The sequence below is a fragment of the Metallibacterium sp. genome (assembly GCF_054637675.1).
In genome coordinates this window covers 18744-42561 of the sequence record NZ_JBTSRB010000025.1, presented here as the reverse complement: position 1 = coordinate 42561, position 23818 = coordinate 18744, and the positions used below count along the sequence as shown (strand labels likewise).

The following is a 23818-nucleotide window of genomic DNA, read 5'->3' as shown; positions in this document are numbered from 1 at the left end:
CTTGCCGCCGCTTTCCTGATAAGTCTCATGGCCCTTGCCGGCGATCAGCACCACGTCGCCGGCGTGCGCCTCGCGCAAGGCCAAGGCGATGGCGCGCGCGCGATCGCGCTCGATGATCACCGTCGCGCTGGCCGGCATGCCGGCGCGAATCGCGGCGACGATGGCATCGCCGTCTTCGCCGCGCGGATTGTCGTCGGTGAGCAGCACGCGATCAGCCAGATCCGCGGCCAGCGCGCCCATTTGCGGACGCTTGCCGGCATCGCGCTCGCCGCCGCAGCCGAACACACACCACAAGTGACCCGCGCAATGCGCGCGCAGCGCGCGTAGCGCCTGCTGCAGCGCATCGGGGGTGTGCGCGTAATCGATCACCACCAACGGCTGGGCACCAATGCCGCCGAGGCGGTTCATGCGTCCGCGAATCGGTTCAAGCTGCTGCAGCACGTGCAGCACGCGCGCGAACGGGAATTCCAGCACACCCAGGCACGCAGCCACCAACAGGAGATTATCGACATTGATGCACCCCAGCAACGCGCTGCGCAGCACGCCGCTGCCCCAGGGCGTATGCAGGGTGAATGCAATGCCCTGCGGTGAGCTGACGATGGCCTCGGCGCGCAGTTCGGCGCGCGCGTCGCCCGCGGCACTGACGCGCAGAACGCGCACTTTCGACGCCATGTCAGCCGCAAGTTGCGCGCCGAAAGCATCGTCGATGTTGAGCACCGCAGCGCGCAGACCGGGCCACGCGAACAGGCGCGCCTTGGCCGCGCCGTAGGCCTGCATGCTGCCGTGGTAGTCCAGATGATCGCGGGTGAGATTGGTGAACGCGGCCACGCTGAAGCACACTGCATTGACGCGGCCCTGCTGCAGCGCATGCGAGGACACTTCCATGGCGACATCGCTGGCGCCCGCGTCTGAGAATTCGCGCAGCAGGCGCTGCACGCTGATGGCATCCGGCGTGGTGCGCGCGCCGGCATCGAGCTGACCGTGCAGGCCTGCGCCCAATGTGCCAATGCTGGCGGCGCGCCGACCGAGCAGCTCCAGCGCCTGCGTCAGCAGCTGCACGCTTGAGGTCTTGCCGTTGGTACCGGTCACGCCGATCACGCGCAGCGCACGCGAGGGATCGCCGTAAAAACGCGCAGCGATGCTGCCCAGTTGCGTGCCGAGATCATCGACCCAGATCACTTGCGGCAGCTGCGGTGCATCCAGCGGTGCGGGTGCCTCGGCCAGCACCAGCGCCGCACCTGCGGCCAGCGCCTGTGCGGCGAAATCGATGCCATGGCGCTGCGTGCCGCGCAGCGCGACGAAGGCTTCGCCTGGCTGCACGCGGCGCGAATCCAGCTGCAAACCACGCACCGCGATCGCGGCGGCCGCACCGGCTTCGGCCAAGCCGTCGAGCAGCGCATCGGCGCGCATCGCGACAGCGCTCACGGCGCGCCTCCCGCCGCGTTGGCCGCAGCGGTCGGCAGCGGCGTCTGCCCGTACCAGTGCTGCACGTTGTCCGGTGGCACATCGAGCAGGCGCAGCGCGCCTTCCATCACGCGCCGAAACACCGGCGCAGAAACCACGCCACCGTAATGGTCGGGCTTGGGATCGCGCACCACCACGACCGCGACCAGGCGCGGATCGGTGGCCGGCACGATGCCGCAGAACACCGCGTAGTACTCACCCTTGAGATAACCGCCGGCCCCGGCCAGATGCGCGGTACCGGTTTTCCCGGCCACGGTGTAGTTGGCGATCATCGCCGCGGATCCGGTGCCGCTCGGGCTGACCACGGTACGCAGCATGCCGATCATTTCCATGGCGTACTTCGCCGGCAGCACGCGCACCGGCGCGCCGTCATCGCCCTTGACGAAAGTGGGGTGATGCAACACGCCGCCGTCGGCCAGCGTCGAGTAGGCCTGCGCCAATTGCAGCGCGGTCACGTTCAGGCCATAGCCGTAGGAAATGGTGACGCGATTGATCGGCCGCCAACTCGTGTACACCGGCAGCAGGCCCGAAGCCTCGCCGGGAAAGCCGCTTTCGGTGCTGCGCCCGAAGCCGAAGCCGCGCAGCATGTCGTACAGACGCTTTTCCGAAAACGTCGCCGTGATCAACGAGGCGCCGACGTTGCTGGACTTGGTGATGACGCTGGTCAGATCCAGTTTGCCGAAGTCAGCCACGTCGCGGATGGTGTAGCCGTCCATCATGTACCAGCCGGGTGTGGTGTTGATCGGCGAAGTGGGCGTCCACTTGCCGCTGTCCAGCGCCGCGGACAGCGTGAACGCCTTCATCACTGAGCCCGGCTCGAACACATCGGTGACCGCGCGATTGCGCCAGTCGCGCGGCGTGCTGCCGGCCAGATTGTTCGGGTTGAACGAGGGCAGATTGACCATGGCGAGAATGCCGCCGGTGCGTGCATCCATGATCACCATCGAGGCCGCGCGCGCGTGGTACTTGATGTAGGCCTCGGACAGGTACTGATAGGCGAGGTACTGGATGCTGCGATCGATGCTCAACGTCAGGCTGTGTCCCTGCACCGGCTCGCGTACCAGATCAACGCTTTGCACGACCTGCCCGAGGCGGTTGCGAATCACGCGCTGCAAGCCTGGCGTGCCGCTGAGCCAGTGGTTGTAGGCCAGCTCCAGACCCTCCTGACCCTGATCGTTGATGTTGGTGAAACCCAGCACCTGCGCGGTGACATCACCGGTGGGGTAGTAGCGACGGTACTCGCGCTGCTTGTTGACGCCGGGAATCTTCAGCGCCAGCACCGCCTGCGCGGCGACCGGGTCCATCATGCGGCGCAGGTACACGAACTCCATGTTCGAGCGCTGCTCTAGGCGGCGCTGCAACTCGGCGGCATTCACATCCAGCGCCCTGGCCAGATCCGGGATGCGATCCGCGTGCGCCAGCAGCACCGGCGGATCGGCCCACAGCGAATCGACCGGCGTGGACACCGCCAGCGGCTCGCCGTTGCGATCGAAAATGCTCCCGCGCGAGACCGGAATCGGCAGCTCGCGCAGGAAGCGCATATCGCCCTGCTGCTGCAGGAACTCGCGGCGCACCACTTGCAGATCCACCGCGCGCGCCAGCAGCCCGACCCCGACCAGCGCCAGCAGCGCGAACACCAACGCCAAGCGCCAACGCACGCGCGGACCCCGTGCGCGCAAACGGGTCGACTGCGGCAGCTTCGGCGTCGGCTTCATTCGCGCACCATGCGAATTTGCGCCGGATCGGGATTGACCATATCCAGCTGGCTGCGCGCCACCGAGGCCACGCGCGCCGGATCGGCCCAGGTGGCATCTTCAAGCTCCAGCCGCCCGTACTCGATGTTGAGGTGATCGCGCGTGCTCTGCAAACCGGTAAGGCGGATGAACAACTCGCGGTTTTCGTTGCGCGCCCACACTACCGCGATCGCGCTGACCAGCACTGCAAGCAGCAGCAGCCAGGTCACCACGCGTCCGATGACGCCGTTCATGCGCGTTTCTCCGCGATGCGCAGTACCGCCGAGCGCGCGCGCGGATTGCGCGCCACTTCCTCCGCGCTGGCGAAGTGCTTGCGCCTGACCGCGCGCAAAGCGCCCAGTACGGGTGTCGGTGCCGGCAGACCGCGCGCCACGCGCGGCAGGTCGGGGCCGCGGATGAATTGCTTGACCAGGCGATCTTCCAGCGAGTGAAAACTGATCACCGCCAGACGTCCGCCCGGCTTCAGGCAAGTGCTGGCGGCGTCAAGCCCTTGCTGCAACGCGTCCAGTTCGCCGTTGATGTACAGACGCAGCGCCTGGAATGTACGCGTGGCCGGATGCTTGCCAGGCTCGCGCCGGCCGATCGCGCGCTGTACCAGTTGCGCCAATTGCAGGGTGCGTGTCAGCGGCTGCTCGGCGCGCGCCTGCACGATCGCCTGCGCGATGCGACGACTCATGCGCTCCTCGCCGTAACGCCACAGCGCCGCCGCGATTTCCTCGGCATCGGCCTGCGCCAGAAACTCGGCGGCGCTGAGGCCCTGCGTCGGGTCCATGCGCATGTCCAGCGGGCCATCGGCCATGAAGCTGAAACCGCGCACGGCCTGATCGAGCTGCGGCGAGGACACGCCCAGGTCCAGCAATACGCCATCCAGTCCGGCCTGCGCTGCATCCCACTCGCCCAGCGCGGCGAAACTGCCGTGACGAATCTGCACGCGTGCATCATGGGCAAACCGCGCGCGCGCCGCGGCGATGGCCTCGGGGTCGCGATCCAGCAGCAACAGGCTGCCGTGTGGCCCCAGCAGTTGCAGGATCTCGGCTGCATGGCCACCGCGACCATAGGTGCCATCAAGATACGTTCCATCGGCGCGCACACCAAGTCCGACGAGCACCTCGGCAAGCATGACCGGGATGTGTTCCTGTGCCGACATGATCGCGGCTCCTCGCGCCGCCACTGCTCAGAGCCTCAGCGCGGACATGTCCGCACTGATTTCATCCTCGCCGATGGTCTGGCGGATCTTGGCGACATGCGCCTGCTCGCTCCACAGCTCGAACTTGCTGCCCATGCCCAGCAGCACCGCACGCTTTTCGATGCCCGCGGCGGCACGCTGGCTGGCCGGCAACAGCACGCGCCCGGCGCTATCCAGTTCCAGCGCAGCGGCGGCACCAACCAATTTCATTTGCAGCGCGCGATGCACGGCTTTGACGCTGGGCAGCGCGTTGACCTGATCGCGCACCTGCTCCCAGGCGCTGGCCGGAAACAGCCACAGGCAACCCTGCTCGAAGGGGTTGTAGGCGCTGACCAAGTGGTTGTCGCAGACGCGCGCAACCAGCTCGCGGTAGGCGGTGGGGATCGCCAGCCGTCCCTTGTCGTCAACCGTGATGGCCGTTTCACCCTGGAACACTTGCCCACCTTTCCCCACGTTTTCACACTAATCGCCACCTTAGTCTCAGGTTTTGCGACTGTCAATGGGTTTTTGCCTTGCAGATCAAGGACTAATGGGCGGGCTGGCAAATTTCATGCAATCCCTGAGAAAACATCGCAAGACGTATGAAATTATTGGAAAATGATCGCAGACCATCCGCGTGCAGCGACCTGCGTACGGCGCGCAAGACCTGAATTGAGTCACAGCGTCGCGGTGGACGAGTGCGCAACAGAAAATGGCGCACAACTCGACGCGCAAACCCCGCAAGGCGCATGGCCTGAACGTCGGGCGTGTGTGAGAAAGATTAAAGAAGAAAGATTAAAGAAAAGAAGAAGGAGTCGGCCCGTAAGCCGGGTTCTGTTCTAGACAGTCATTCCTCTAGGCCTGACGTCGCCGTCAGGCTCCAGCAGCCAACCCGGAAGCGGCGCGGGCACGCCATCGCCTCCCTATTTGGCCTTGCTCCAGGTGGGGTTTGCCGTGCCACGTGGCGTTGTCCCCACGCGCGGTGCGCTCTTACCGCACCGTTTCACCCTTGCCACGCATGTCTTGCGACACCGTTCGGCGGTTTGTTTTCTGTTGCACTTTCCGTCGGCTCGCGCCGCCCAGGCGTTACCTGGCACCTTGCCCTATGGAGCCCGGACTTTCCTCGGCGCTTGCGCGACGCGACTGCCCGGCCGACTCCATCGCGAAGTGTAGCCGACGTGTACTGCGCCTGCTGGCGTCACGCATCGGCGTCCGCCGCGCCGGCTTCGGCATACAGCGCGCGGCGCGGCGCGCCGGTGAACTCAGCGGCGATACGCGCGGCGCGCGCTGGCGCCAGTTCGCCGCGCAGCAGCGCATACAGGCGCCGACCCTCGGCCAGCGCCTGCGCCGCCCGCGCATTGTTGCCGCCGACAATCAGCACGATCTCGCCGCGACGCTGATCGGCATCCGCAGCCACGCGCGAGATGAGATCGCCGAGCGTGGCGTCGATTACCGTTTCGTGCAGCTTGGTCAGCTCGCGCGCCAGCGCTGCGGGGCGCTCGCTACCAAAGGCCGCGGCCAGATCGGCCAGCGCCGCTTCGAGTCGATGCGGCGCTTCGTAAAACACCAGCGTGCGCGCCTCGCCGGCGAGTTCGGCCAGACACTGCTGCCGCGCGCCGGCCTTGGCCGGCAGAAAACCCTCGAACACGAAACGCTTGCTGGGCAAGCCGGCCACAGACAACGCCGCGATCAGCGCCGCGGGTCCCGGCACTGGCGCCACGCGCAAGCCGGCCGCGCGTGCTGCACGCACCAGGCGGAAGCCGGGATCACTGATCAGCGGCGTGCCAGCATCGGAAACCAGCGCCAGATCCTCGCCCGCAGCAAGGCGCGCAAGTAGCGCCGCGACCACGCCGGCCTCGTTGTGCTCGTGCAGCGCCAGCAGCGGTGTGGCCAGACCGAAATGTTGCAGCAGATGGCGCGTATGGCGCGTGTCCTCAGCGGCGATCGCCACGACGCTGCCTAGTACTGTGCGCGCACGCGCGCTCAAATCATCGAGGTTGCCAATGGGCGTAGCCACCACCCACAGCGTGCCGCTTGCTGTTGCCATGCAGGTCTCCCTCGGGCGCAGTCGGGCGCGCACGTTCCGCTATCATCGCAAAGGCTATCTATGATTACGCGGATCCATGATGCGCTCATCGTCCATTTTGTTGCTCGCGCTGCTGCTCCTGCTGCTGGCCGGCTGCGCCTCCCTGGGTGGCCCGACCCCGGCGCAGCAGGCTGCCAACGCGCAAGCCGATGCGCTCTATCAGCGCGGTGACTATCAGGGCGCCGCGCGCACCTGGGACAACCTGAGCGCGCAAAGCCCGAGCAGCAATCAGGGCAACGACTATCGGTTGCGCGCCGCCGATGCGTGGTATGTCGCTGGTCAACACGCGCGCGCCGCGCAACTGCTGGCCACGGTGGATGGTGCGCGCCTGCGCGCGCTGGATGCCACGCGCTACAACCTGCTCAAGGGTGAGCTGGCGCTGGCGCACGACCCGCAGCAAGCGCTGGCCATCGCCGCGATGCTGCCGCGCACGCTGCCACCGGCCCTCGATCTGCGCGCCGCGCGCCTGCAAGCCGAAGCGGCCGGCGCGCTGGGCGATCGCTGGGCGTCGGCGCGTGCGCGCGTGCGCATGGACAACTTGCTCAGCGGCAAGGCGCGGCAGCGGAACGCGCGCGACATCGAGCGCATGCTGGTGGCACTGGGCGTGCCGACACTGCAGAAGCAGGCCAGCGAATTGCCCGCAGGCGATCCCATGCTGCCGTGGCTGGGACGCGCGCTGCATCGGCTTGGCAGCGCCCTGCCCAAAAATCTGCCGCAACTCATGCGGCCGGCCGGCACCGTCATTACGCAAGGTGGCGGCTCCACGCAAGAGGGTTTCCATGCCTACCGCCAGATCGCGCTGCTGCTGCCACTCAGCGGTCCGCTGAAAGTCGCCGGTGAAGCGGTTGCCGAGGGTTTTCTCACCGCTTACTTCAACACGCCGCAAGCGCAGCCGCGGCCACTACTGCGCGTATACGACACGCAGGGCACCCCGACGGGCGCCCTGGCGGCCTACCAGCAGGCGCAGAGCGACGGCGCTGATCTGGTGGTGGGGCCGCTGGCGCGCGATGCCGTCGCCGCGTTGTTCGACAGCAACCCCGCGCTGCCGGTGCTGGCGCTGAATCATCCGGACAGCACCGTCAATCCGCCACAGGGCAGCGCCGAGTTCGGCTTGATGCCCGCGAACGATGGCACCCAGGCCGCCGCGCGCATGCTGCAACAGGGCATCCATAGCGCCGTGGTATTCATCGCCGGATCGGACAACGAGCAGCGCGCCGCGCAGGCGTTCAAGGCGCAATTCGAGGCGGGTGGCGGTGATGTGCTGACGGTACAAACGCTGCCGCAGGGCACGGTCAACTACGCCAATGAAATCCGCAACGCCATGCCCGGGCTCGGCGCCAACGGCGGGATTTTCATCGCCGTGCCACCGGAAACCGCGCGCCTGCTGATGCCGCAGATCCGCGTGGCGCGACTGCGCCAGCCGGTGTTCGCCAGCGTGCAGGTTTATGGTGGATCGTCCAATGCGCTGGACAAGGATCTGGACGGCGTGCAGTTTCCCGATGCGCCGTGGCTGTATGACGCGCAACCTGGACTGCCGGTACGCGCCAGCCTGATGCGCGATCTGCCCGTGGTCGCGGGACGCGGTGCGCGCCTGTTCGCCTTCGGCATGGATGCGGATCTGCTCAGCCCCTACTTCGTCTGGCTGCAACAGCATCCGGGCAGCTACGTCGCTGGTGCCACCGGTCAGCTCAGCGTTGATGCACAAGGTCACGTGCAGCGCACGCCGATCTGGGTGCAATTCAATAATGGCGTGGCCACGCCAATGGCCGGCACGCTCAATCTGAGCGCACCGACGCAGTGACCGCGGCCGCGCCCACGTCGCGGCAATGCCTGGGCGCCGCCGGCGAGGCCGCGGCGCTGAAGCGACTCGAGGCCGCGGGGCTCAAACCGGTGGCGCGCAATTACCACAGCCGCCATGGCGAGATCGACCTGATCATGCTCGATGGCGCCACGCTGGTATTCGTGGAAGTGCGCGCGCGCGGCAACCCTCTCGGCGGTGGCGCGCTGGCCTCGGTGGGCGTAACCAAGCAAGGGCGTTTGCTGCGCGCCGCCGCCGAGTTTCTGGCGTCGTTTCCGGCGCACGCGCAGCGCACCTGCCGCTTCGACGTGGTCGGCTACGAGGGCCACGGCAGCGCGGCGCGCTGCGAGTGGGTGCGTCAGGCATTCGAGGCGCATTGACACGCATGCGGCGCACGGCGCACATGCCGCAAACGCCTTGTTTGCGGAAGATCGTGCAGGCGTGGCCTGGGTGATCACCAAGGTGATGCGCGTGTCGGGTGCAGAAACCACCAGCGTCTGCGCCAGCATGTTCATCGGCCAGATCGAGGTGCCACTGACCATCAAGCCGTACATCAAGCACATGACCGCAGCCGAGCTGATGACGGTGATGATCGATGGCATGGCGCGCATCGCCGGCTCGGTGATTGCCGCTTGTGTCGGCCTGCTTGGACGATCGGGTAGGGAGCCCATGAACCACGGCTTCCATCAGACCGCTTTCCTGCTTCTTCTCCGCTTGCGTCCACAGGTGGTTCGCCGCTGCCGTCCCGGCACTCGGCACTGATACCACCGCCTACTCGCGTTCTCTCATGTTCGGCCCATCGGCCCGTATCAGCACCTACGCCCCGCAGGAAGTCCCCTTGGGGGATGGCTTCGGCTGACTTCTGCACACGCATCCCGGCACCTCTCGATGCCGGTACCCTCTTGACACCCGTGCCGATCGCCCCGGGTATGACACACCCACCTTCATGCTCATGCCCGTCGGATCTACATCACAGCGTTCCGTGCAAGGGGCGGGCTTTGACGATATTTGCCGCCTCACCCCATTGTGCCGCCTCCTAGCCGCTTCCTGTTCCCCGGATCAAGTCTGGGGCAGGCTACGGCCAGCGCTTTGCCTTCCGCTTCCTCCAGATTCACAGTCGTCCGCAACGCCCTTGCCGTTCGGCTAACTCTTCCCCTTGCCGGGCGAGTAGAGGACCTGCACCTCCAAGTGAGTGCGCGCCGCCGGGCGCACAAATGAAAGGCGGCCCGAAGGCCGCCTCATGAACATGCATTACCCGCGCGCGTTATTTCAAGCCGTCGTTGAGAATGCGCGGCGTGACGAAGATCAACAGTTCGTCCTTGGAATTAATGCGGCTGGTGTTCCGAAACAGCGCGCCCAGGCCCGGGATATCGCCCAGCAGCGGCACCTTGGTAACCGTGTTGCTCTTGGTCACGTCGGTGATGCCACCGAGCACCACGGTCTGGCCGTTGTCGAGAAGCACGCCCGTCTGGATCTGGCGCGTGCTGATCTCTGGAACCTGTCCACCACCCGGATTGTTGATGAAACCCGTCAAGTCATCCTTCTTCACATCCAGCTCCAGGTAGATACGACCATCCGCGGTGATGGTTGGCGTGACCTGCAACTGCAGCACGATATTCTTGAACTGCACTGTCGCGGTACCCGCACCTGCACCGAGCGCTCCACCGGGTGCGTTCTGATAAGTGACATAGCCAACCTCCTGGCCCTGCTTGATGGTCGCCATCTGCTGGTTGGCGGTGATCACGCGCGGACTGGAGATGGTATCGCTCTTGCCCTCGGTTTGAGCGGCCTGCAATTCAAGGTTGAGCAGATAGTTGGAACCCAGGATAGCCAGCCCGAAACTTCCCGCAGGAGTGGTGATCGGCAAGTTGACGTTGAGCCCGCCCGGAAAGGTGATGGCCGGCGGCAAGGTGGGCTGCGGTGCGGTGCCACCCGTCTGGGTCGCATATTGCTGATTGAGGCTGTTCTGCGCGATGACTGTATTCTGCGCCGCGATGCTGTTGAGCAGGCTGGTGTTGCTGCCAGTTGAATCGCTCGTGGATAGCAATTGTCCGCTCGGGTTGGCCATGAAACCGCTGGCGCCGAATTGCGCGCCCAGCTCGCGCGTGAAACTGTTGCTGGCGATAACAATGCGCGATTCGATCAGTACCTGTTTGACCGGGCGATCCAGCACCGCGACCAGCGCACGAATCTCACGAATCTTCTCAGGAATGTCACTGACGATCAGCGTGTTGGTACGGTTGTCAAACGTGACGCTGCCGCGCGACGACAGGAAGCCGCGGTTGGCGTTACTGCTCGCCCCTCCTCCCGCGGTGTTCTGCAGGCTCTTTTGCGTCAACATCTGCGCGATGGTCGAGGCCTTGCCATAGCTGATCGGGATGTAATCGGTAACCAGCGGTGCGGCTTCCTCGGCTTGCATGCGCGTTTCCGCCTTGGCGCGCTCGTAGGACGCCAGCTCGGACTGCGGCGCCACCCAGATGACGTTGCCGTCACGCTGCATGCCAAGGCTCTTGGCGCGCATGATCACGGCCAGCGCCTGATCCCAGGGGACGTTGACCAGGCGCAGGGTGACACTGCCACCAACGCTGTCGGAAGCCACGATGTTGAGATTGGACACATCGGCGATCAACTGCAGCGCTGAACGCGTGGGGATGTCCTGGAAGTTGAAAGTGACGCGTGCGCCGGTGTACTTGGGCTCGGCTCCCGTAACATTGCCGATGACACCGGCAGCCTTCTGCACCTGCTTGGGTGCGATCTCGACCACGTACTCGTCACCGCTCTGGTAGGCCGATGGCTCAAACGCCCCGCGCGCCGCGATTTCCATGCGCGCGCCATTGCCCTGGGGGCGTGTGGTGACGTTAGTGACGGGCGTGGCGAAGTCGTTCACATCGAGCCGTTGCGCCAACTTGGGGGGCAGCGTGGCGTTGGCGAAATCGACGATCATGTGATCGCCCGAGCGATGCATGTCGACGTTGGCGCCGGTGCCGCTGAAGCGGATGATCACCTGCCCGGCGCCGTCCTTGTTGCGCTGGAAATCGATGTTGGCGATGGCCAACGAGTTGGTATTGGGCAGGGCCTTGCTCGGATTGCCCACTGCATCGGAGGCCAGCGTGCCGCCATTGCCGCTGCCGATCGCGAGAATCAGCCTGTCGCCCTCAACGCGTGTGGTGTAGCCGGCGTGCTGAAACAAATCGACGACGATGCGCGTGCGCCCACCCGCGGCCACCGCGGTGACGCTGGAGGTAGCACCACTACCGACATCAAGCCGACGCTTGGCCAGCGCCAATGAGGTGCCGTCCAGATCCACAGCGATGCGCGGTGGATTGTTGGTAGTGAATATCTTTGGCTGCGGTGGCACCCCGTCAAATTGCAAGGTGACATCCACCTTGCCTCCGGGCAGAGCCTGATAGCTCATGCCCTTGAGGGTGCCGGCCTGCGCACCCATGGGCAGCGCTGCGAGCAGCAGCACGGCCAACAGTGCGGCCACGCGGGCGCGCCAGGCGTGTGCGTTCTTGCGAATGGCTTGCGTCGTCATGTACATCACCCCCACAGGGTCCTCATTGCTCGCTCATCGCGATTTCGGCCTTGCGCTCCATCCAGCCGCCATTGCCGTTCGGTACCAGTTCGGTCAGATCGACTTGACCCGGCGTGACCTTGGTGATCCGCCCGTCGCTCTGACCCATGTAATTGCCGATCACGACGCGATGGATCACGCCGGTCGGATCCTTGATCAAGGCCTGTGCATCCGGGCCAGTACCGATGGTGCCGACCATCCTCAGCGAATCCAGCGGGAACATCTCCAGCGGTTGCTTGGGACGGTTGGCATCAGGGCGCGGGCCATTGCTGTTGTAGCCCCCAGCTTCCAAGGGGCTTGGGCTGAACGGGTCACGCAGGCTCTGATCCTTGTATGTGAAGCTCTCGAAGGTCTTGATCACCGGCAGCGGCGGCAGCGGTGGGCCTTTCTTGGCCTTTTCCTGCGCGACCCACGCATGCAAATCGGATGTGCCGCGCGTGCAACCACCCAGGGCAACCAGCACCGCGCAGATCACCAGCAATCGGGCAAGCAGTTTGTACATGGTCACTTGCCTCCCTTGCCAGCCTCGGCTCGATCCTTGGCCCCTTCATCTTCCTCAAGATAACGGTAGGTGCGCACGGTACCTACAAGCTGCAGCAGACCACTGGGCGCCTTGCTGCCAGCTGCGGCCGGCAATGGCGTCAGCGAGACATTGTGCATGGTCAGGATCACCACACGCGGCAGCGAGGCTACGCCACTGATGAAGGTGCCGAACTGGTTGTAGGTACCGATCATCTTCAGCTTGATCGGCTTCTCGGCGTAGAACTCCTTGACCGATTCCGGCTCGGGCTGGAACAGATCGGTCTGCAGACCCGCCGAAAGCGCCGTTTGCGAGATGTCCACCAGCAGTTCGGGCATTTCAGTCTTGCTGGGCAACTGGCGCAGCATCTGGCGCAGCATGTCCTGCATTTCGGAGAGTTGCTTCTTCAGCGCATCAAGGTTGACTGCACGCGCCTGTTCCTTGACAAATTGTTGCTTGAGCTGGTCTTCCTGGCTGGCCAGCGAGCTCAGATTGTCCTGCTGGTTGCTGATATGAAACCACCAGCCAAAGAACAAGATCACCACCAGAACGAGCACGGTGAACGTGGTTTTGACCGTGTTCGGCCACGCACCAATGTTGTTGCGGTCGAGATTGCGGAAATCGTCGAGGAAACTCACGGCTGCGCTCCAGACTTGACGACTCCAAGCTTGCCGGCTGCAGGCTTTCGTGCAGTCGTCGCGGCGACGCGCTGCGATGCCGGCACCGTTGTTCTGGCCGCGCCAGCCATTGCCACAGGCACAGATGGCACGGCCTCTGCCGCAACGCTCTGGCTGCCGGCAGGGGCCATGCCGCTGGCGTCACTCTTGGGAATGCCGAGTTTGACTACAAGGCCAAATTCGTAGGGCATGCGTGAGTCGCCAGCCTTCTTCTCGGTCTTCTTAAGATCGGCCGCGCCCAGCCACGGCGAGGCCTCGAGGTTGCGCATGTAATCGGCCACCGCCGCGTTGGACTGTGCGACGCCATCCAGCGTGAGTAATTCACCCTTTTGCGCCATCGAGGTCAGGCGCACCGATGCAGGCGTGCGCTTCACCAGTTCATCGAACAGATGCACCATCTGCGAGCGATTGGCCTGCAGATCCTCGATGATTTTCTTGCGCGCCAGCAGGCGGTCACGCACCTTGTCCAGATTCTTGATCTGCTCGTTCTCAGCCTTGAGCTGCGTGATCTGGCCCTGCAGGTAGGCGTTGCGATCAGTCTGGTTGTCGATGCGCATACCCATCCACATCGACCAGCCGATCACCAGCAGCACGGCGACGGCTGCGGCCGCGCCGAGCTGCATGAAAAATTCGCGCTCGCGCTGCTTGCGCCGTTCAGCGCGCCAAGGAAGTAGGTTGATGCGCGCCATCAGTCGAAGCTCCTCAGCGCGAGTCCGCAGGCGATCATCAGCGCCGGAGCATCCTGCGCCAATGCCTGTGGCGAAACCTTCGGCGCCAGCGCCATGCTGGCCAGCGGATTGGCCACGCAACACGGCACACCAAGCTGCTCCTCGATCATTTCGCTAAGCCCGGCGATCGCCGCGCTGCCACCCGCGAGCACCACCTGATCGACCTTGCTGTGCTCGCTGCTGGCGTAGAAAAACTGCAGCAAGCGGCTGACCTGCTGGATCACCGCTTCCTTAAACGGCTCCAGTACTTCGATCTCGTAGGACTCGGGCAAACCACCCTGACGCTTGGCCAGACCGGCTTCCTCGTAGGACAAACCATAGCGACGCATGATTTCGTCGGTGAGCTGCTTGCCGCCGAACACCTGCTCGCGTGAGTAGATCGAGCGCTGGCGGCGCAGCACGATCAGCGTGGTCATGGTGGCGCCGATGTCCACCAATGCGATCACGCTGTCGCGGCTGACCGAGAGCTGGTCGGCGATCAGGCCGAAGGCATTCTCCATGGCGAAGGCCTCGACATCGATAACCTTGGCGGTGAGCCCGCCCATGTCCAGCGCGGCCACGCGCATGTCGACATTTTCGGTGCGCGAGGCAGCCAGCAGCACCTGCACCATCTCGGGGTTGTCCCTGACCGCGCCAAGCACTTCAAAATCAAGGCTCACTTCCTCGATCGGGTAAGGAATGTACTGGTTGGCCTCGGCCTGAACCTGGCTTTCCAGATCGTCCTCGCCCAACTCGGCGGGCATGGTGATGGTGCGCGTGATCACCGCCGAGCCGGCTACTGCAGCGGAGGCGTGCTTGATCTTGCTGCCGGAGCGAGCCACCGCGCGGCGGATGGCTTCGCCCACGGCCTCGACTTCAACAATGTTTTTTTCCACCACCGCGTTGGGCGGCAGGGGCTCGACGGCGTAATGCTCGACGCGATAACGGGTTCCAGCCTGGCTCAGCTGGAGCACCTTGACGGCGGTCGAACTGACGTCCACGCCAATCAGAGGCGCCGACTTTGGAGTGAACAAGCCCACCGGAATTCCCCTTCCCACGCGCCCTTACGAGCGAAATGTGTGCTGATACCTTAGATCAAGTCTTAACTCTTTGGCAACGCCCCCTGAACTGCATAGCTGCGAGCCGCTTCACAATTCTTTGCAAAGCCGCGCTTTGCGCGCACCCCCAAAGCCAATGCGGCCGCACCTGCGCGGTGTCGATCCACAATACACGACCGCGCGCGCGGGGTCTCGCTGCGGTGCCAAAGCCTGCAGCAAAGCCCTCTATACTGCGCGGCTTCACAGAGTCCGCCCTTTGGCGGTCACCGATCCCGTCCGATGCGCCTGCTGCTGCGACTGTTGAAATGGTTCGTGATCCTGGGATTCGTCGGTGCCCTGGCCGGCGCGGCCGCGCTGGGTATCGCCTACTGGATACTGGCGCCACGCCTGCCCGCGGTGTCATCGCTGAAAGATGTGCAAATGCAGGAACCGCTGATGGTGTACTCGTCGGACGGCAAGCTGATCGCCAGTTTCGGAGAGACCAACCGCATTCCGGTGACGTTTCAACAGATTCCACCGCTGCTGCGCGATGCATTCTTGGCGGCCGAGGATGCGGATTTCTATCACCACCCTGGCGTCGATTTCGTCGGCACCGCGCGCGCGGCGTTCGAGGTGCTGATCCACGGCGGACACAAGGTCCAGGGCGGCAGCACCATTACCCAGCAGGTGGCGCGCAATTTCTTTCTCAGCCCGGAGAAAAGCTACACGCGCAAGATCATGGAGTGGTTTCTGGCGTTCCGCATCGAGGACGAGCTGAGCAAGAACGATATCCTCACTCTGTATCTCAACAAGATTTTTCTCGGCCATCGCGCCTATGGCGTGGCGGCAGCGGCGCAGTACTACTACGGCAAGACCCTCGATCAACTGACCCTGCCCGAGTGCGCCATGCTTGGTGGCTTGCCACAGGCGCCCTCGGCAGCCAATCCGGTAACCGATCTCAAACGCGCGATGGTGCGCCGCAATTACGTGCTCAGGCGCATGTACGACGTGGGTTTCATCAAGCGCGACCAGTACGAGAAAGCGCTGGCTACACCGGACGACGCGTTCCCGCACGAGCCGCCGATCCAGGTCGAAGCGCCCTACGTGGCGGAGATGGCGCGCCTACTCGCCGTGCAAAAGCTGGGCAACAAGGCGCTGACCGATGGCTACACGATCTACACCACGATCAATGGGCACCTGCAGGATGCCGCCAACATCGCGGTACGCCACGAAATGCTGTCCTACAGCCGCCGTCACGGCTGGTTCGGGCCAGAATCGCACATCGAGTTGCCGACCACGCCCGATCCTGCGCTCTGGTCGAAGGCGCTCAGCACGCTGTATCCGATTGCCGGTCTGCAACCGGGCCTGGTCACCGACAGCAACGCCAGCATGGCGCACGTGTATCTGCAAAACGGTCAGACCGTGGTGCTGGACCTGAAGGCCGTGGCTTGGGCGCGGCGCTATGTCAACGAAAACCGCACCGGACCCGCGCCCAGGGCCGTGGACCAGGTGCTCAAGCCCGGCGATATCGTGCGGGTGGCCATCGACGATCAAGGCCACTGGCAATTGGCCGAGATTCCCAAGGCGCAGGCCGCGCTGGTATCACTGCGTCCTGACGATGGCGCCATCATCGCGCTTGTCGGTGGCTTGAGCTACACGCTCAGCCAGTTCAACCGCGTCACCCAAATGGCGCGCCAACCCGGCTCCAGCTTCAAACCATTCCTGTACTCGGCGGCGTTCCAGCGCGGCTTCACCCCGGCCTCGGTGGTCAACGATGCGCCACTGATCTTTGCCGATCCATCGGCCAAGAACGGCGAGTGGACCCCGGCCAACGACACCGATACGTTCCAGGGTCCGACGCGCCTGCGCGTGGCTTTGGCGCAATCGAAAAACCTGGTCACCATCCGTCTGGTCGATGCCATCGGCATCAACTACGCGCGCCAGTACGCCACGCGCTTCGGCTTCGCGCTGGATCAGATTCCCGACAATTTGTCGATGGCACTGGGCACTGCGTCAGTGTCGCCACTGCAGATGGCGCGTGGCTACGCGACGTTCGCCAACGGCGGCTTCCTGATCGATCCTTACTTCATCCAGCGCATCGACAACCGTGATGGTCATGCCGTATTTGTGGCTGATCCGCTGCGCGCCTGCCGCGATTGCGCGCAGCGCCTGCTGGCTGACACGACGCCGAAGCCCACGCAATCGCCACCATCCTCGCCCGTCGTACCCGCCACACCAGCGCCGGGGGGCAGCAGTGGCCTGCCACCGATGCCGGGAGACATGACGGTGCTGGTGCCGGCGCCGGCCAACGGCGCGCCGCCGCCGCCGCGCCTGGCGCCACGTATCATCGGACCGCGCAACGCCTACCTGATCGCATCGATCATGCAATCGGTGATTCGCAGCGGCACGGGTCAGGCGGCCATGTCGCTGGGGCGTACCGATCTGTCCGGCAAGACCGGCTCCACCAACGATTACCGCGATGCTTGGTTCGGCGGCTACAACGCCAAACTGGTGACCACGGTCTGGGGTGGCTTCGATAATTTCAGCTCGCTCGGTCACGCCGATGGCCATCCCGAGTTTGGCGCTTATGTGGCGCTGCCGATCTGGATCCGCTACATGAAGGTGGCACTAGCCGGCACGCCGCCCGCGCCCGAACCGATGCCGCCGGGTATCGTCACCGTGCTGATCAACCGTGATACCGGCCTGCCCGCGTTGCCCAGCAATCCGCTGGCCATGCCCGAGGTGATGCGCATCGAGGACTACGAGCGCCTCAAGCAGCAGGCGCCGCTGGACGCCAAGCACGATCAGGCCAAGTCTTACGACGTGTTCTGAAATTCGCGGCACGCGCGTTGCGCCACTGCTGGCATGCCGGCGCGCGAATTGCGATGATCGGCTCAGCCCACTGCCGGAGCGGTCAATGCCTCGTCTCCATGGCCACCACACTGCACGCGCCCAAGGCAATCGACAACAACTGCGGCGGCGCATCGCGATCGAAGCGGCACGCTTGATGAGCGAACATGGGCTGCGCGACTACCACCGCGCGAAACTGCGCGCCGCCGAACGCCTCGGCATCCACGATGACCAGGCGCTGCCACGCAACGACGAGATCGAATCGGCGCTGCGCGAGCATCAGCGCCTGTTTCTGGGCAACAGTCAGCTCGAGGCGCTGCATGCGCGACGTCTGGCAGCGCGCGAGGCGATGCGGTTTCTGCAGCGTTTCGAGCCGCGACTGGTCGGCGCGGTGCTGGAGGGCACCGCCGACCAGCACTCCGCCGTGTGCCTGCACCTGTTCAGCGATACGCCCGGCGAGGTCGAGCAGTTCCTGTCCGAGCGCGGTATCCGCTGCGAGTTGCGCGAACGCAGGCTGCGCATGGATCGCGAGCGCGATCTGGCGATCGAGGTGCTGCTGTTCATCGCAGACGGCATCGCGTTCGACCTCAGCGTGCTGCCGCGCGCCGGCCTGCGCCAGGCACCATTGGATCGTATCGGTCAGCGCGCCATGCAGCGCGCCTCGCTGGGCGCACTGGAAGCGTTGCTGCAAGCAGCCTCCGGCGCCAGCTTGATGGATTGCGATGCGCGAAAATCTCCACGCTCATCCACGGCGTGAAGTGTTGCCGGCGCGCCTCAGCGCGTCGTGATCGGGCGATAGTCGCGCTTGGTGGCTCCGGTATAAACCTGCCGCGGACGGCCGATCTTGGTGTCGGCGGTTTCGTGCTGCTCGATCCAGTGCGAGATCCAGCCCGCGGTGCGCGCGATGGCGAACATCACCGTGAACATTTCCTTGGGAATGTTCAGTGCCTTGTAGATCAGGCCCGAGTAGAAATCGACATTCGGATACAGCTTGCGCTCGACGAAATAATCGTCCTTCAGCGCCACGCGCTCGAGTTCCAGCGCCACGTCCAGCAATGGGTCGGATACACCCAGGTCGGCCAGAACTCTGTGGGTCATTTCACGGATGATCGCCGCGCGCGGGTCGTAGTTCTTGTAAATGCGATGACCAAAGCCCATCAGGCGGAAGCCGGAGTTCTTGTCCTTGGCCTTGGCCACGATGCTGCCCACATGTTTTGCATCGCCAATTTCCTCCAGCATCTTCAATACCGCCTCGTTGGCGCCGCCGTGTGCCGGTCCCCAGAGCGCGGCAATGCCGGCGGCGACACTGGCGTAAGGGTTGGCGCCGGTGGAGCCAACCAGACGCACCGTCGAGGTGGAGGCGTTCTGTTCGTGATCGGCGTGCAGGATGAACAGCAGATCCAGCGCCTTGGCCGCGGTCGGATTGAGCGCCAATGGCTCGCTGGGCACCTCGAACATCATGTGCAGGAAGCGCGTGCAGTATTCAAGATTGTTGCGCGGGAAACGCATCGGCCAGCCGACCGAATAGCGATAGCAGGCCGCGGCGATGGTCGGCATCTTGGCGATCAGGCGGATCGCCGCAAGACGCCGCGCGGTTGGATCCTCGATGTCGATCTTGTCGTGATAGAACGCCGACAACGAAGCGATCGAAGCGCACACCATGGCCATGGGATGCGCGTCGTGGTGAAAGCCGCGCAGGAAGTGACGAATCGACTCATGCATCATCGAGTGATGCGTCACCTCATTGTCGAAGGCGTCGAACTGCGCTTGATTCGGCAACTCACCATGCAGCAGCAGGTAAGCCACTTCCAGAAAGCTGGACTGCTTGGCGAGCTGCTCGATCGGATAGCCGCGGTACATCAACACGCCGGCATCGCCATCGATGTAAGTGATGGCGCTGCGACAGCTGGCCGTGGACATGAAGCCGGGGTCGTAGGTGAAGCAGCCGGTATCGCGGTAGAGCTTGCCGATATCGAGCGCGGCTGGGCCGACGCTGCCGGTGACGGCGGGCAGCTCGGTGCTGCTGCCGGTGGACTCGTTGATGAGCTTGTAGGTGGACACGCAAGGTCTCCTTTGCTGCGGACGCCGGGAGCGGAAATACGCGGGGAGCAGGCGCCGGGTGGGGGGCGGACGGACAAGACCGCGCAATTTGCACAACGGTGGTGTCACACGGGCACGCAGCCCGCAAATCCGTCGCGAATTATCGCACAGCGCGCTGCGGTGCAGCAGCAAAAACGACAACGCCGGCACGAGGCCGGCGTTGCAACGAACATCAATTCGGAGTGCGGCGGTGCATGAAACTCAGACGCGCACGCAACCGGCGACTAGTGTCAGGGTCAGGCCTTGCCGCCCGCGGCGTAGCGCTTGCGGAACTTGTCCACGCGACCGCCCACGTCAAGCACTTTGTGCTTGCCGGTGTAGAACGGATGCGAGGCCGAGGAAATTTCCAGCTTGACCAGCGGGTATTCCTTGCCATCCTCCCACTTGATCGTGTCCTTGGTGCTGATCGTGGAACGGGTGAGAATGGCGAAGTTGGCGGTCACGTCCTGGAACACGACCTCGCGATACTGGGGATGAATGTCGGGCTTCATGACGGGTTCGCGCTCAAAAGGACAAGGAAAAGATCGCTATGATAGCCCGCTGTGCCAGCCACGGGCAAGCGTGTTGATCCTGTCCGGGGCGTGCGACCGGATCACCCGGTTCGCGCACCCAGTGCCGCTGCCACCAGTTGCTCGAAACCGGGCTGATCCACGGCCAGCACGATGCGCGCATTGGCCACCGCACCGGTGCGGCGCTGCCAGTCCACCACGGTGGCGCCGCGCGTCAGGCCGCCACCCAGTTCCACCGCGACCGCGCGCTCCTCGGCGTTGATGATCAGCTCGGGACGCAGCGCCACCGCCATCGCCAGGGCATCGGCGGCGATGATGCCCGGGCGTCGCTGCGCGCGATTGAAGGCGCGTGCCTTGCGCGAGATCGCTGCAAAAAACGCCGCGCGTGTGTCACCCCCGGCCAACCAGTGCTCGAAGCGCTCGAAATCCAGCGCATGGCGCAGCGTCAACTCCCAATCGACCAGATCAAACCGCGGCCAGCGTGAAAACACGATGTGCGCGGCCTCCGGATCGAAACCGAAATTGAATTCGGCCGCCACGCTGGTGTTGCCCTGCCCGGTCACCGCGCCGCCCATCACCACCAGGCGCGCGACGCGACTGGGCAATTGCGGGTCAAGACTCAGCGCCAGCGCCAGATTGGTCAGCGGACCCAGCGCCACCACCACCAGCTCGCCGGCGTGCGCATGGCTGAGACGCAGCAGCGCCAGCGCCGCGTGCTCGTTGTGCGCCGTGCGCCGCGCGGGCAAGTAGCCGGTGTCACCAAAACCATCGGCGCCATGCACGAACGCGGCATCGGCGGCGCGGCGCACCAGCGGCTGCGGCGCACCGGGAAACACCGGCGTCGGCACCTCCAGCAATTCAACCAGTTTGAGCGCGTTGGCCGTGGTGTGGTGCAGCCCGACATTGCCCGCCGCGATGCCCAGACCAGCAACACCCGGTGCGCGTGCGTGCGCCATCAATATCGCCAGCGCGTCGTCCACGCCCGGATCGGTGTCGATGAACAGCATGTCCGGCTCCGTTGCAGGAATGCGTGCAGTCTATGGGACTGACTCAGGCCTGTGCGTAGCGCCGCGCGCTACCGAACCAGCGCTGCAAAATCAGCTCCGCGCGCCCGTGGTCGTCCTGCAGGAGCCGATCGGCCAGCTCGCGTACCATCGGCAACAGATCGGCGTCGCGCACCAGGTCGGCTACGCGCAGCGCCAGCAAACCCGTCTGACGCGTGCCCAGCATTTCGCCAGCACCGCGCAGTTTCAAGTCCATTTCGGCGATACGAAAACCATCGTTGCTCTCACGCAGCAGGCTCAGGCGCGCACGTGCGTTGACCGATAGCGGTGGCTGATACAGCAACACGCAATTGGACGCGGTGCTGCCGCGCCCGACGCGGCCACGCAACTGGTGCAACTGCGCCAAACCCAGGCGCTCGGCGTTTTCGATCACCATCAGGCTGGCGTTGGGCACATCCACGCCCACCTCGATCACCGTGGTCGCCACCAACAGCGCCAGTTCGCCGTGCTTGAACGCATCCATCACCGCCTGCTTTGCCGCCGGTTTCATGCGCCCGTGCACCAACCCGACGCGCAGCGTCGGCAATGCCGCGCTGAGCTCGACATGCGCGACCTCGGCGGCCTGCGCGGCGAGCACATCCGACTCCTCCACCAGCGTGCATACCCAATACGCCTGCCGGCCTTTGGCGCAAGCGTGACGGATACGCTCGACCACCTCGGCGCGGCGGCTGGCGGCAACGATGGTGGTTTGCACCGGCGTACGTCCGGGCGGCAATTCATCGAGCACCGAGATATCCAGGTCAGCATAAGCCGTCATTGCCAAGGTACGCGGAATCGGCGTCGCGGTGAGTACCAGTTGATGCGGCACTTCGCCCGCAGCGCTGCCCTTCTCGACCAGGCTCAGGCGCTGATGCACGCCAAAACGGTGTTGCTCATCGACGATGGCCAGGCCCAGATTGCGGAAACGCACGCCTTCCTGCATCAGCGCGTGCGTGCCCACACACACGGCTGCGCCCTCGGTCAGACGCGCCAGCGCCGCGTTGCGCGCGCGGCCTTGCACTTTGCCGGCCAGCCATAGCACCTCAATGCCCAGCGGCTGCAGCCAGGCAGAAAAACTGCGGTAGTGTTGTTCGGCCAGCAATTCGGTCGGCGCAGCCAAGGCCACCTGTCGGCCGCTGGCCACCACCACCAGCGCCGCCAGCGCCGCGACGATGGTTTTGCCCGATCCCACATCGCCCTGCACCAGTCGCAGCATCGGCCGCGGCGCGGCCAGATCGGCGAGGATTTCATCGAGCGCGCGCTGCTGCGCGCCCGTCAATGCATAGGGCAAACCCGCGCGCAACCGGCGCATCAGCGCACGACCATCGGCGCACACCGGCGCGACATGGCTGCGCGCGCGCTGGCGCAATTGGCGCAGAGCCAGATGCTGGGCCAGCAACTCCTCGAACGCGAGTCGGCGCTGCGCCGGATGCGTGCCGGCCAGCAGCGCCGCCAGGTCGTCATCGGGCGCGGGCTGATGCACGGCCAGCAGCGCGCTGCGCAGATCGGGCAACGCCAACGCGGCGCTGTCCACGGGCGGCAGCAGTTCCAGTTCCTCGGCGCACGGCAACTGCGCCAGCGCGCGCGTCACCAAACTCGCCATGCGTGCGTTGGTGATGCCCTCGGTCAACGGATACACCGCGCTGAGGTGCGTGGCCAGTTGCGGGGCCTGCGTGCCGAGCACGCGATAGCGCGGGTGCACGATCTCGAGACCCTGGTGACCCTCACGCACCTCGCCGTAGGCACGCACGCGCATGCCTGGCGCAAATTGTGCGGCCTGGACGCGGCGGAAATGGATGAAGCGCAGCACCAGCGCAGCACTGCTGCCATCCTCGATCGCCACCTGCAGTAGCGGACGAAAACGGAACCCGGTCTCGACTTGCGTGACCACGCCCTCGACCTGGGCGCGCTGCCCGGGCCGCAGCGCGGCGATGGGCATGACGCTGGTCAGATCCTCATAGCGCAGCGGCAGCGTGAACCAGAGATCCTGCAAGCATAGCAAGCCGCGCCGCGCCAGCGTTGCGGCCAGCACCGGACCAACCCCGGCAAGGCCGGAGAGGGGCCGCGCGCCCGTGGACAGCGCGCCGAGCGCGTGCTCAGCCGAGGACGAGGATGGCATCAGCCTCGACCCGCGCGCCGCGCGGCAGGGCCGCCACCCCCACGGTGGCGCGCGCCGGATACGGCGGCTGCAGCAGCGCCTCCATTACCTGATTGACCGCGGCGAAATCGTTGAGGTCGGTGAGGAAGATGCCGATCCGCACCGCCTGCTGCAGGCTGCCGCCGGCCGCGGCCGCGACCGCGGCAAGATTTGCGAACACCTGCCGCGCCTGCGCGCTGATATCGCCCTCGACCATCTGCCCGCTGCGCGGATCCAGCGGAATCTGACCGGAGAGATACACCGTATCGGCGACGCGCACCGCTTGCGAATAAGGCCCAATGGCGGCTGGTGCGTCGCTACTGCTGATGATGCTGCGCTTCATGGCATTGCTCGCAGATGGGGGTGACTTATCGAAACAATCGCCGCGCGCGCTGTC

At 65.0% G+C, this 23818-nt stretch carries 20 protein-coding genes, 1 other RNA gene and 1 pseudogene; 5 read left to right on the top strand and 17 right to left on the bottom strand.

Translation table 11 applies throughout. From position 1 onward, the window contains the following. From ACYDAT_RS09220 to rsmI, 7 genes are all read right to left on the bottom strand, one after another. A partial coding sequence (locus tag ACYDAT_RS09220; protein ID WP_461449736.1) for a UDP-N-acetylmuramoyl-L-alanyl-D-glutamate--2,6-diaminopimelate ligase occupies positions 1-1410 on the bottom strand: 1410 nt, incomplete at its 3' end. An 11-nt stretch (positions 1411-1421) separates the two neighbouring features. Continuing rightward, positions 1422-3179, bottom strand: coding sequence for a peptidoglycan D,D-transpeptidase FtsI family protein (locus ACYDAT_RS09215; protein ID WP_461440907.1), 1758 nt, complete (start codon positions 3177-3179; stop codon positions 1422-1424). Continuing rightward, a complete protein-coding gene (gene ftsL / locus ACYDAT_RS09210) occupies positions 3176-3451 on the bottom strand; it encodes a cell division protein FtsL (RefSeq protein WP_461438792.1) in 276 nt (91 codons plus the stop codon). Before ftsL ends, ACYDAT_RS09215 begins: the two co-directional genes overlap by 4 nt. Continuing rightward, a complete protein-coding gene (gene rsmH, locus ACYDAT_RS09205; RefSeq protein ID WP_461449732.1) occupies positions 3448-4365 on the bottom strand; it encodes a 16S rRNA (cytosine(1402)-N(4))-methyltransferase RsmH in 918 nt (305 codons plus the stop codon). The genes ftsL and rsmH overlap by 4 nt, the downstream gene beginning before the upstream one ends. Before the next feature lie 27 nt (positions 4366-4392). Further along, complete coding sequence (gene mraZ, locus ACYDAT_RS09200) at positions 4393-4839, bottom strand: division/cell wall cluster transcriptional repressor MraZ (protein ID WP_461438794.1); 447 nt, start codon at positions 4837-4839, stop codon at positions 4393-4395. A 351-nt stretch (positions 4840-5190) separates the two neighbouring features. Beyond that, an RNA gene (gene rnpB / locus ACYDAT_RS09195) (RNase P RNA component class A) lies at positions 5191-5542 on the bottom strand. Between the two features lie 39 nt (positions 5543-5581). Beyond that, the gene (rsmI, locus tag ACYDAT_RS09190; protein WP_461449730.1) at positions 5582-6430 is read right to left on the bottom strand and encodes a 16S rRNA (cytidine(1402)-2'-O)-methyltransferase; all 849 of its coding nucleotides are present in this window, start codon (positions 6428-6430) and stop codon (positions 5582-5584) included. Positions 6431-6506: 76 nt separating this feature from the next. Here rsmI and ACYDAT_RS09185 point away from each other — a divergent pair, with 76 nt between their 5' ends. From ACYDAT_RS09185 to ACYDAT_RS09175, 3 genes and pseudogenes are all read left to right on the top strand, one after another. Beyond that, entirely contained in the window at positions 6507-8270 is a 1764-nt protein-coding gene (locus ACYDAT_RS09185) for a penicillin-binding protein activator (RefSeq protein WP_461438796.1), read from the top strand. Further along, complete coding sequence (locus ACYDAT_RS09180) at positions 8267-8647, top strand: YraN family protein (RefSeq protein WP_461438797.1); 381 nt, start codon at positions 8267-8269, stop codon at positions 8645-8647. The genes ACYDAT_RS09185 and ACYDAT_RS09180 overlap by 4 nt, the downstream gene beginning before the upstream one ends. A gap of 61 nt (positions 8648-8708) precedes the next feature. Beyond that, a pseudogene (locus ACYDAT_RS09175) lies at positions 8709-8954 on the top strand (nucleoside recognition domain-containing protein); the annotation flags it as partial. A 577-nt stretch (positions 8955-9531) separates the two neighbouring features. On the opposite strand, the gene pilQ reads toward ACYDAT_RS09175, so the two are convergent. From pilQ to ACYDAT_RS09150, 5 genes are read right to left on the bottom strand one after another with little or no spacing between them, the layout of a single operon-like run. After that, a complete protein-coding gene (gene pilQ / locus ACYDAT_RS09170) occupies positions 9532-11802 on the bottom strand; it encodes a type IV pilus secretin PilQ (protein ID WP_461449728.1) in 2271 nt (756 codons plus the stop codon). A 22-nt stretch (positions 11803-11824) separates the two neighbouring features. Next, positions 11825-12343: a pilus assembly protein PilP gene (locus ACYDAT_RS09165; RefSeq protein WP_461438799.1), complete on the bottom strand. Its 519-nt coding sequence runs from the start codon at positions 12341-12343 to the stop codon at positions 11825-11827. Positions 12344-12345: 2 nt separating this feature from the next. After that, positions 12346-12999, bottom strand: a complete 654-nt coding sequence (locus ACYDAT_RS09160; protein WP_461438800.1) for a type IV pilus inner membrane component PilO — start codon at positions 12997-12999, stop codon at positions 12346-12348. After that, positions 12996-13727, bottom strand: coding sequence for a PilN domain-containing protein (locus tag ACYDAT_RS09155; protein ID WP_461438801.1), 732 nt, complete (start codon positions 13725-13727; stop codon positions 12996-12998). Before ACYDAT_RS09155 ends, ACYDAT_RS09160 begins: the two co-directional genes overlap by 4 nt. Next, positions 13727-14785 carry a pilus assembly protein PilM gene (locus ACYDAT_RS09150; RefSeq protein WP_461438802.1) on the bottom strand — a complete coding sequence of 353 codons (1059 nt, stop codon included), beginning with the start codon at positions 14783-14785 and terminating at the stop codon, positions 13727-13729. The genes ACYDAT_RS09155 and ACYDAT_RS09150 overlap by 1 nt, the downstream gene beginning before the upstream one ends. Positions 14786-15082: 297 nt before the next feature. On the opposite strand from ACYDAT_RS09150, the gene ACYDAT_RS09145 reads away from it, so the two are divergent. Continuing rightward, a complete protein-coding gene (locus ACYDAT_RS09145) occupies positions 15083-17614 on the top strand; it encodes a penicillin-binding protein 1A (protein ID WP_461438803.1) in 2532 nt (843 codons plus the stop codon). A gap of 85 nt (positions 17615-17699) precedes the next feature. Beyond that, a complete protein-coding gene (locus ACYDAT_RS09140; RefSeq protein ID WP_461449726.1) occupies positions 17700-18389 on the top strand; it encodes a hypothetical protein in 690 nt (229 codons plus the stop codon). A gap of 17 nt (positions 18390-18406) precedes the next feature. Here the strand turns inward: ACYDAT_RS09140 and ACYDAT_RS09135 are convergent, their stop codons facing one another. From ACYDAT_RS09135 to ACYDAT_RS09115, 5 genes are all read right to left on the bottom strand, one after another. After that, complete coding sequence (locus ACYDAT_RS09135; protein ID WP_461449724.1) at positions 18407-19693, bottom strand: citrate synthase; 1287 nt, start codon at positions 19691-19693, stop codon at positions 18407-18409. Positions 19694-19968: 275 nt separating this feature from the next. Further along, the gene (locus ACYDAT_RS09130) at positions 19969-20223 is read right to left on the bottom strand and encodes a type B 50S ribosomal protein L31 (protein ID WP_297905299.1); all 255 of its coding nucleotides are present in this window, start codon (positions 20221-20223) and stop codon (positions 19969-19971) included. Positions 20224-20324: 101 nt separating this feature from the next. Then, entirely contained in the window at positions 20325-21248 is a 924-nt protein-coding gene (locus ACYDAT_RS09125; protein WP_461449722.1) for a nucleoside hydrolase, read from the bottom strand. Positions 21249-21291: 43 nt separating this feature from the next. Next, positions 21292-23403, bottom strand: a complete 2112-nt coding sequence (gene recG, locus ACYDAT_RS09120; RefSeq protein ID WP_461449720.1) for an ATP-dependent DNA helicase RecG — start codon at positions 23401-23403, stop codon at positions 21292-21294. Then, positions 23381-23764 (bottom strand): Rid family detoxifying hydrolase, encoded by a 384-nt coding sequence (locus ACYDAT_RS09115; RefSeq protein ID WP_297905287.1) that lies wholly within the window; start codon positions 23762-23764, stop codon positions 23381-23383. The genes recG and ACYDAT_RS09115 overlap by 23 nt, the downstream gene beginning before the upstream one ends. Positions 23765-23818: the final 54 nt, after the last annotated feature.

Excerpts from the sequence above, each read along its gene's own strand:
- ACYDAT_RS09215 (WP_461440907.1), bottom strand. The coding sequence starts at position 3,179 with ATGAAGCCGACGCCGAAGCTGCCGCAGTCGACCCGTTTGCGCGCACGG.
- ftsL (WP_461438792.1), bottom strand. The coding sequence starts at position 3,451 with ATGAACGGCGTCATCGGACGCGTGGTGACCTGGCTGCTGCTGCTTGCA.
- rsmH (WP_461449732.1), bottom strand. The coding sequence starts at position 4,365 with ATGTCGGCACAGGAACACATCCCGGTCATGCTTGCCGAGGTGCTCGTC.
- rsmI (WP_461449730.1), bottom strand. The coding sequence starts at position 6,430 with ATGGCAACAGCAAGCGGCACGCTGTGGGTGGTGGCTACGCCCATTGGC.
- ACYDAT_RS09185 (WP_461438796.1), top strand. The coding sequence starts at position 6,507 with ATGATGCGCTCATCGTCCATTTTGTTGCTCGCGCTGCTGCTCCTGCTG.
- pilQ (WP_461449728.1), bottom strand. The coding sequence starts at position 11,802 with ATGACGACGCAAGCCATTCGCAAGAACGCACACGCCTGGCGCGCCCGC.
- ACYDAT_RS09165 (WP_461438799.1), bottom strand. The coding sequence starts at position 12,343 with ATGTACAAACTGCTTGCCCGATTGCTGGTGATCTGCGCGGTGCTGGTT.
- ACYDAT_RS09155 (WP_461438801.1), bottom strand. The coding sequence starts at position 13,727 with ATGGCGCGCATCAACCTACTTCCTTGGCGCGCTGAACGGCGCAAGCAG.
- ACYDAT_RS09145 (WP_461438803.1), top strand. The coding sequence starts at position 15,083 with ATGCGCCTGCTGCTGCGACTGTTGAAATGGTTCGTGATCCTGGGATTC.
- ACYDAT_RS09140 (WP_461449726.1), top strand. The coding sequence starts at position 17,700 with ATGCCTCGTCTCCATGGCCACCACACTGCACGCGCCCAAGGCAATCGA.
- ACYDAT_RS09130 (WP_297905299.1), bottom strand. The coding sequence starts at position 20,223 with ATGAAGCCCGACATTCATCCCCAGTATCGCGAGGTCGTGTTCCAGGAC.
- ACYDAT_RS09125 (WP_461449722.1), bottom strand. The coding sequence starts at position 21,248 with ATGCTGTTCATCGACACCGATCCGGGCGTGGACGACGCGCTGGCGATA.
- recG (WP_461449720.1), bottom strand. The coding sequence starts at position 23,403 with ATGCCATCCTCGTCCTCGGCTGAGCACGCGCTCGGCGCGCTGTCCACG.
- ACYDAT_RS09115 (WP_297905287.1), bottom strand. The coding sequence starts at position 23,764 with ATGAAGCGCAGCATCATCAGCAGTAGCGACGCACCAGCCGCCATTGGG.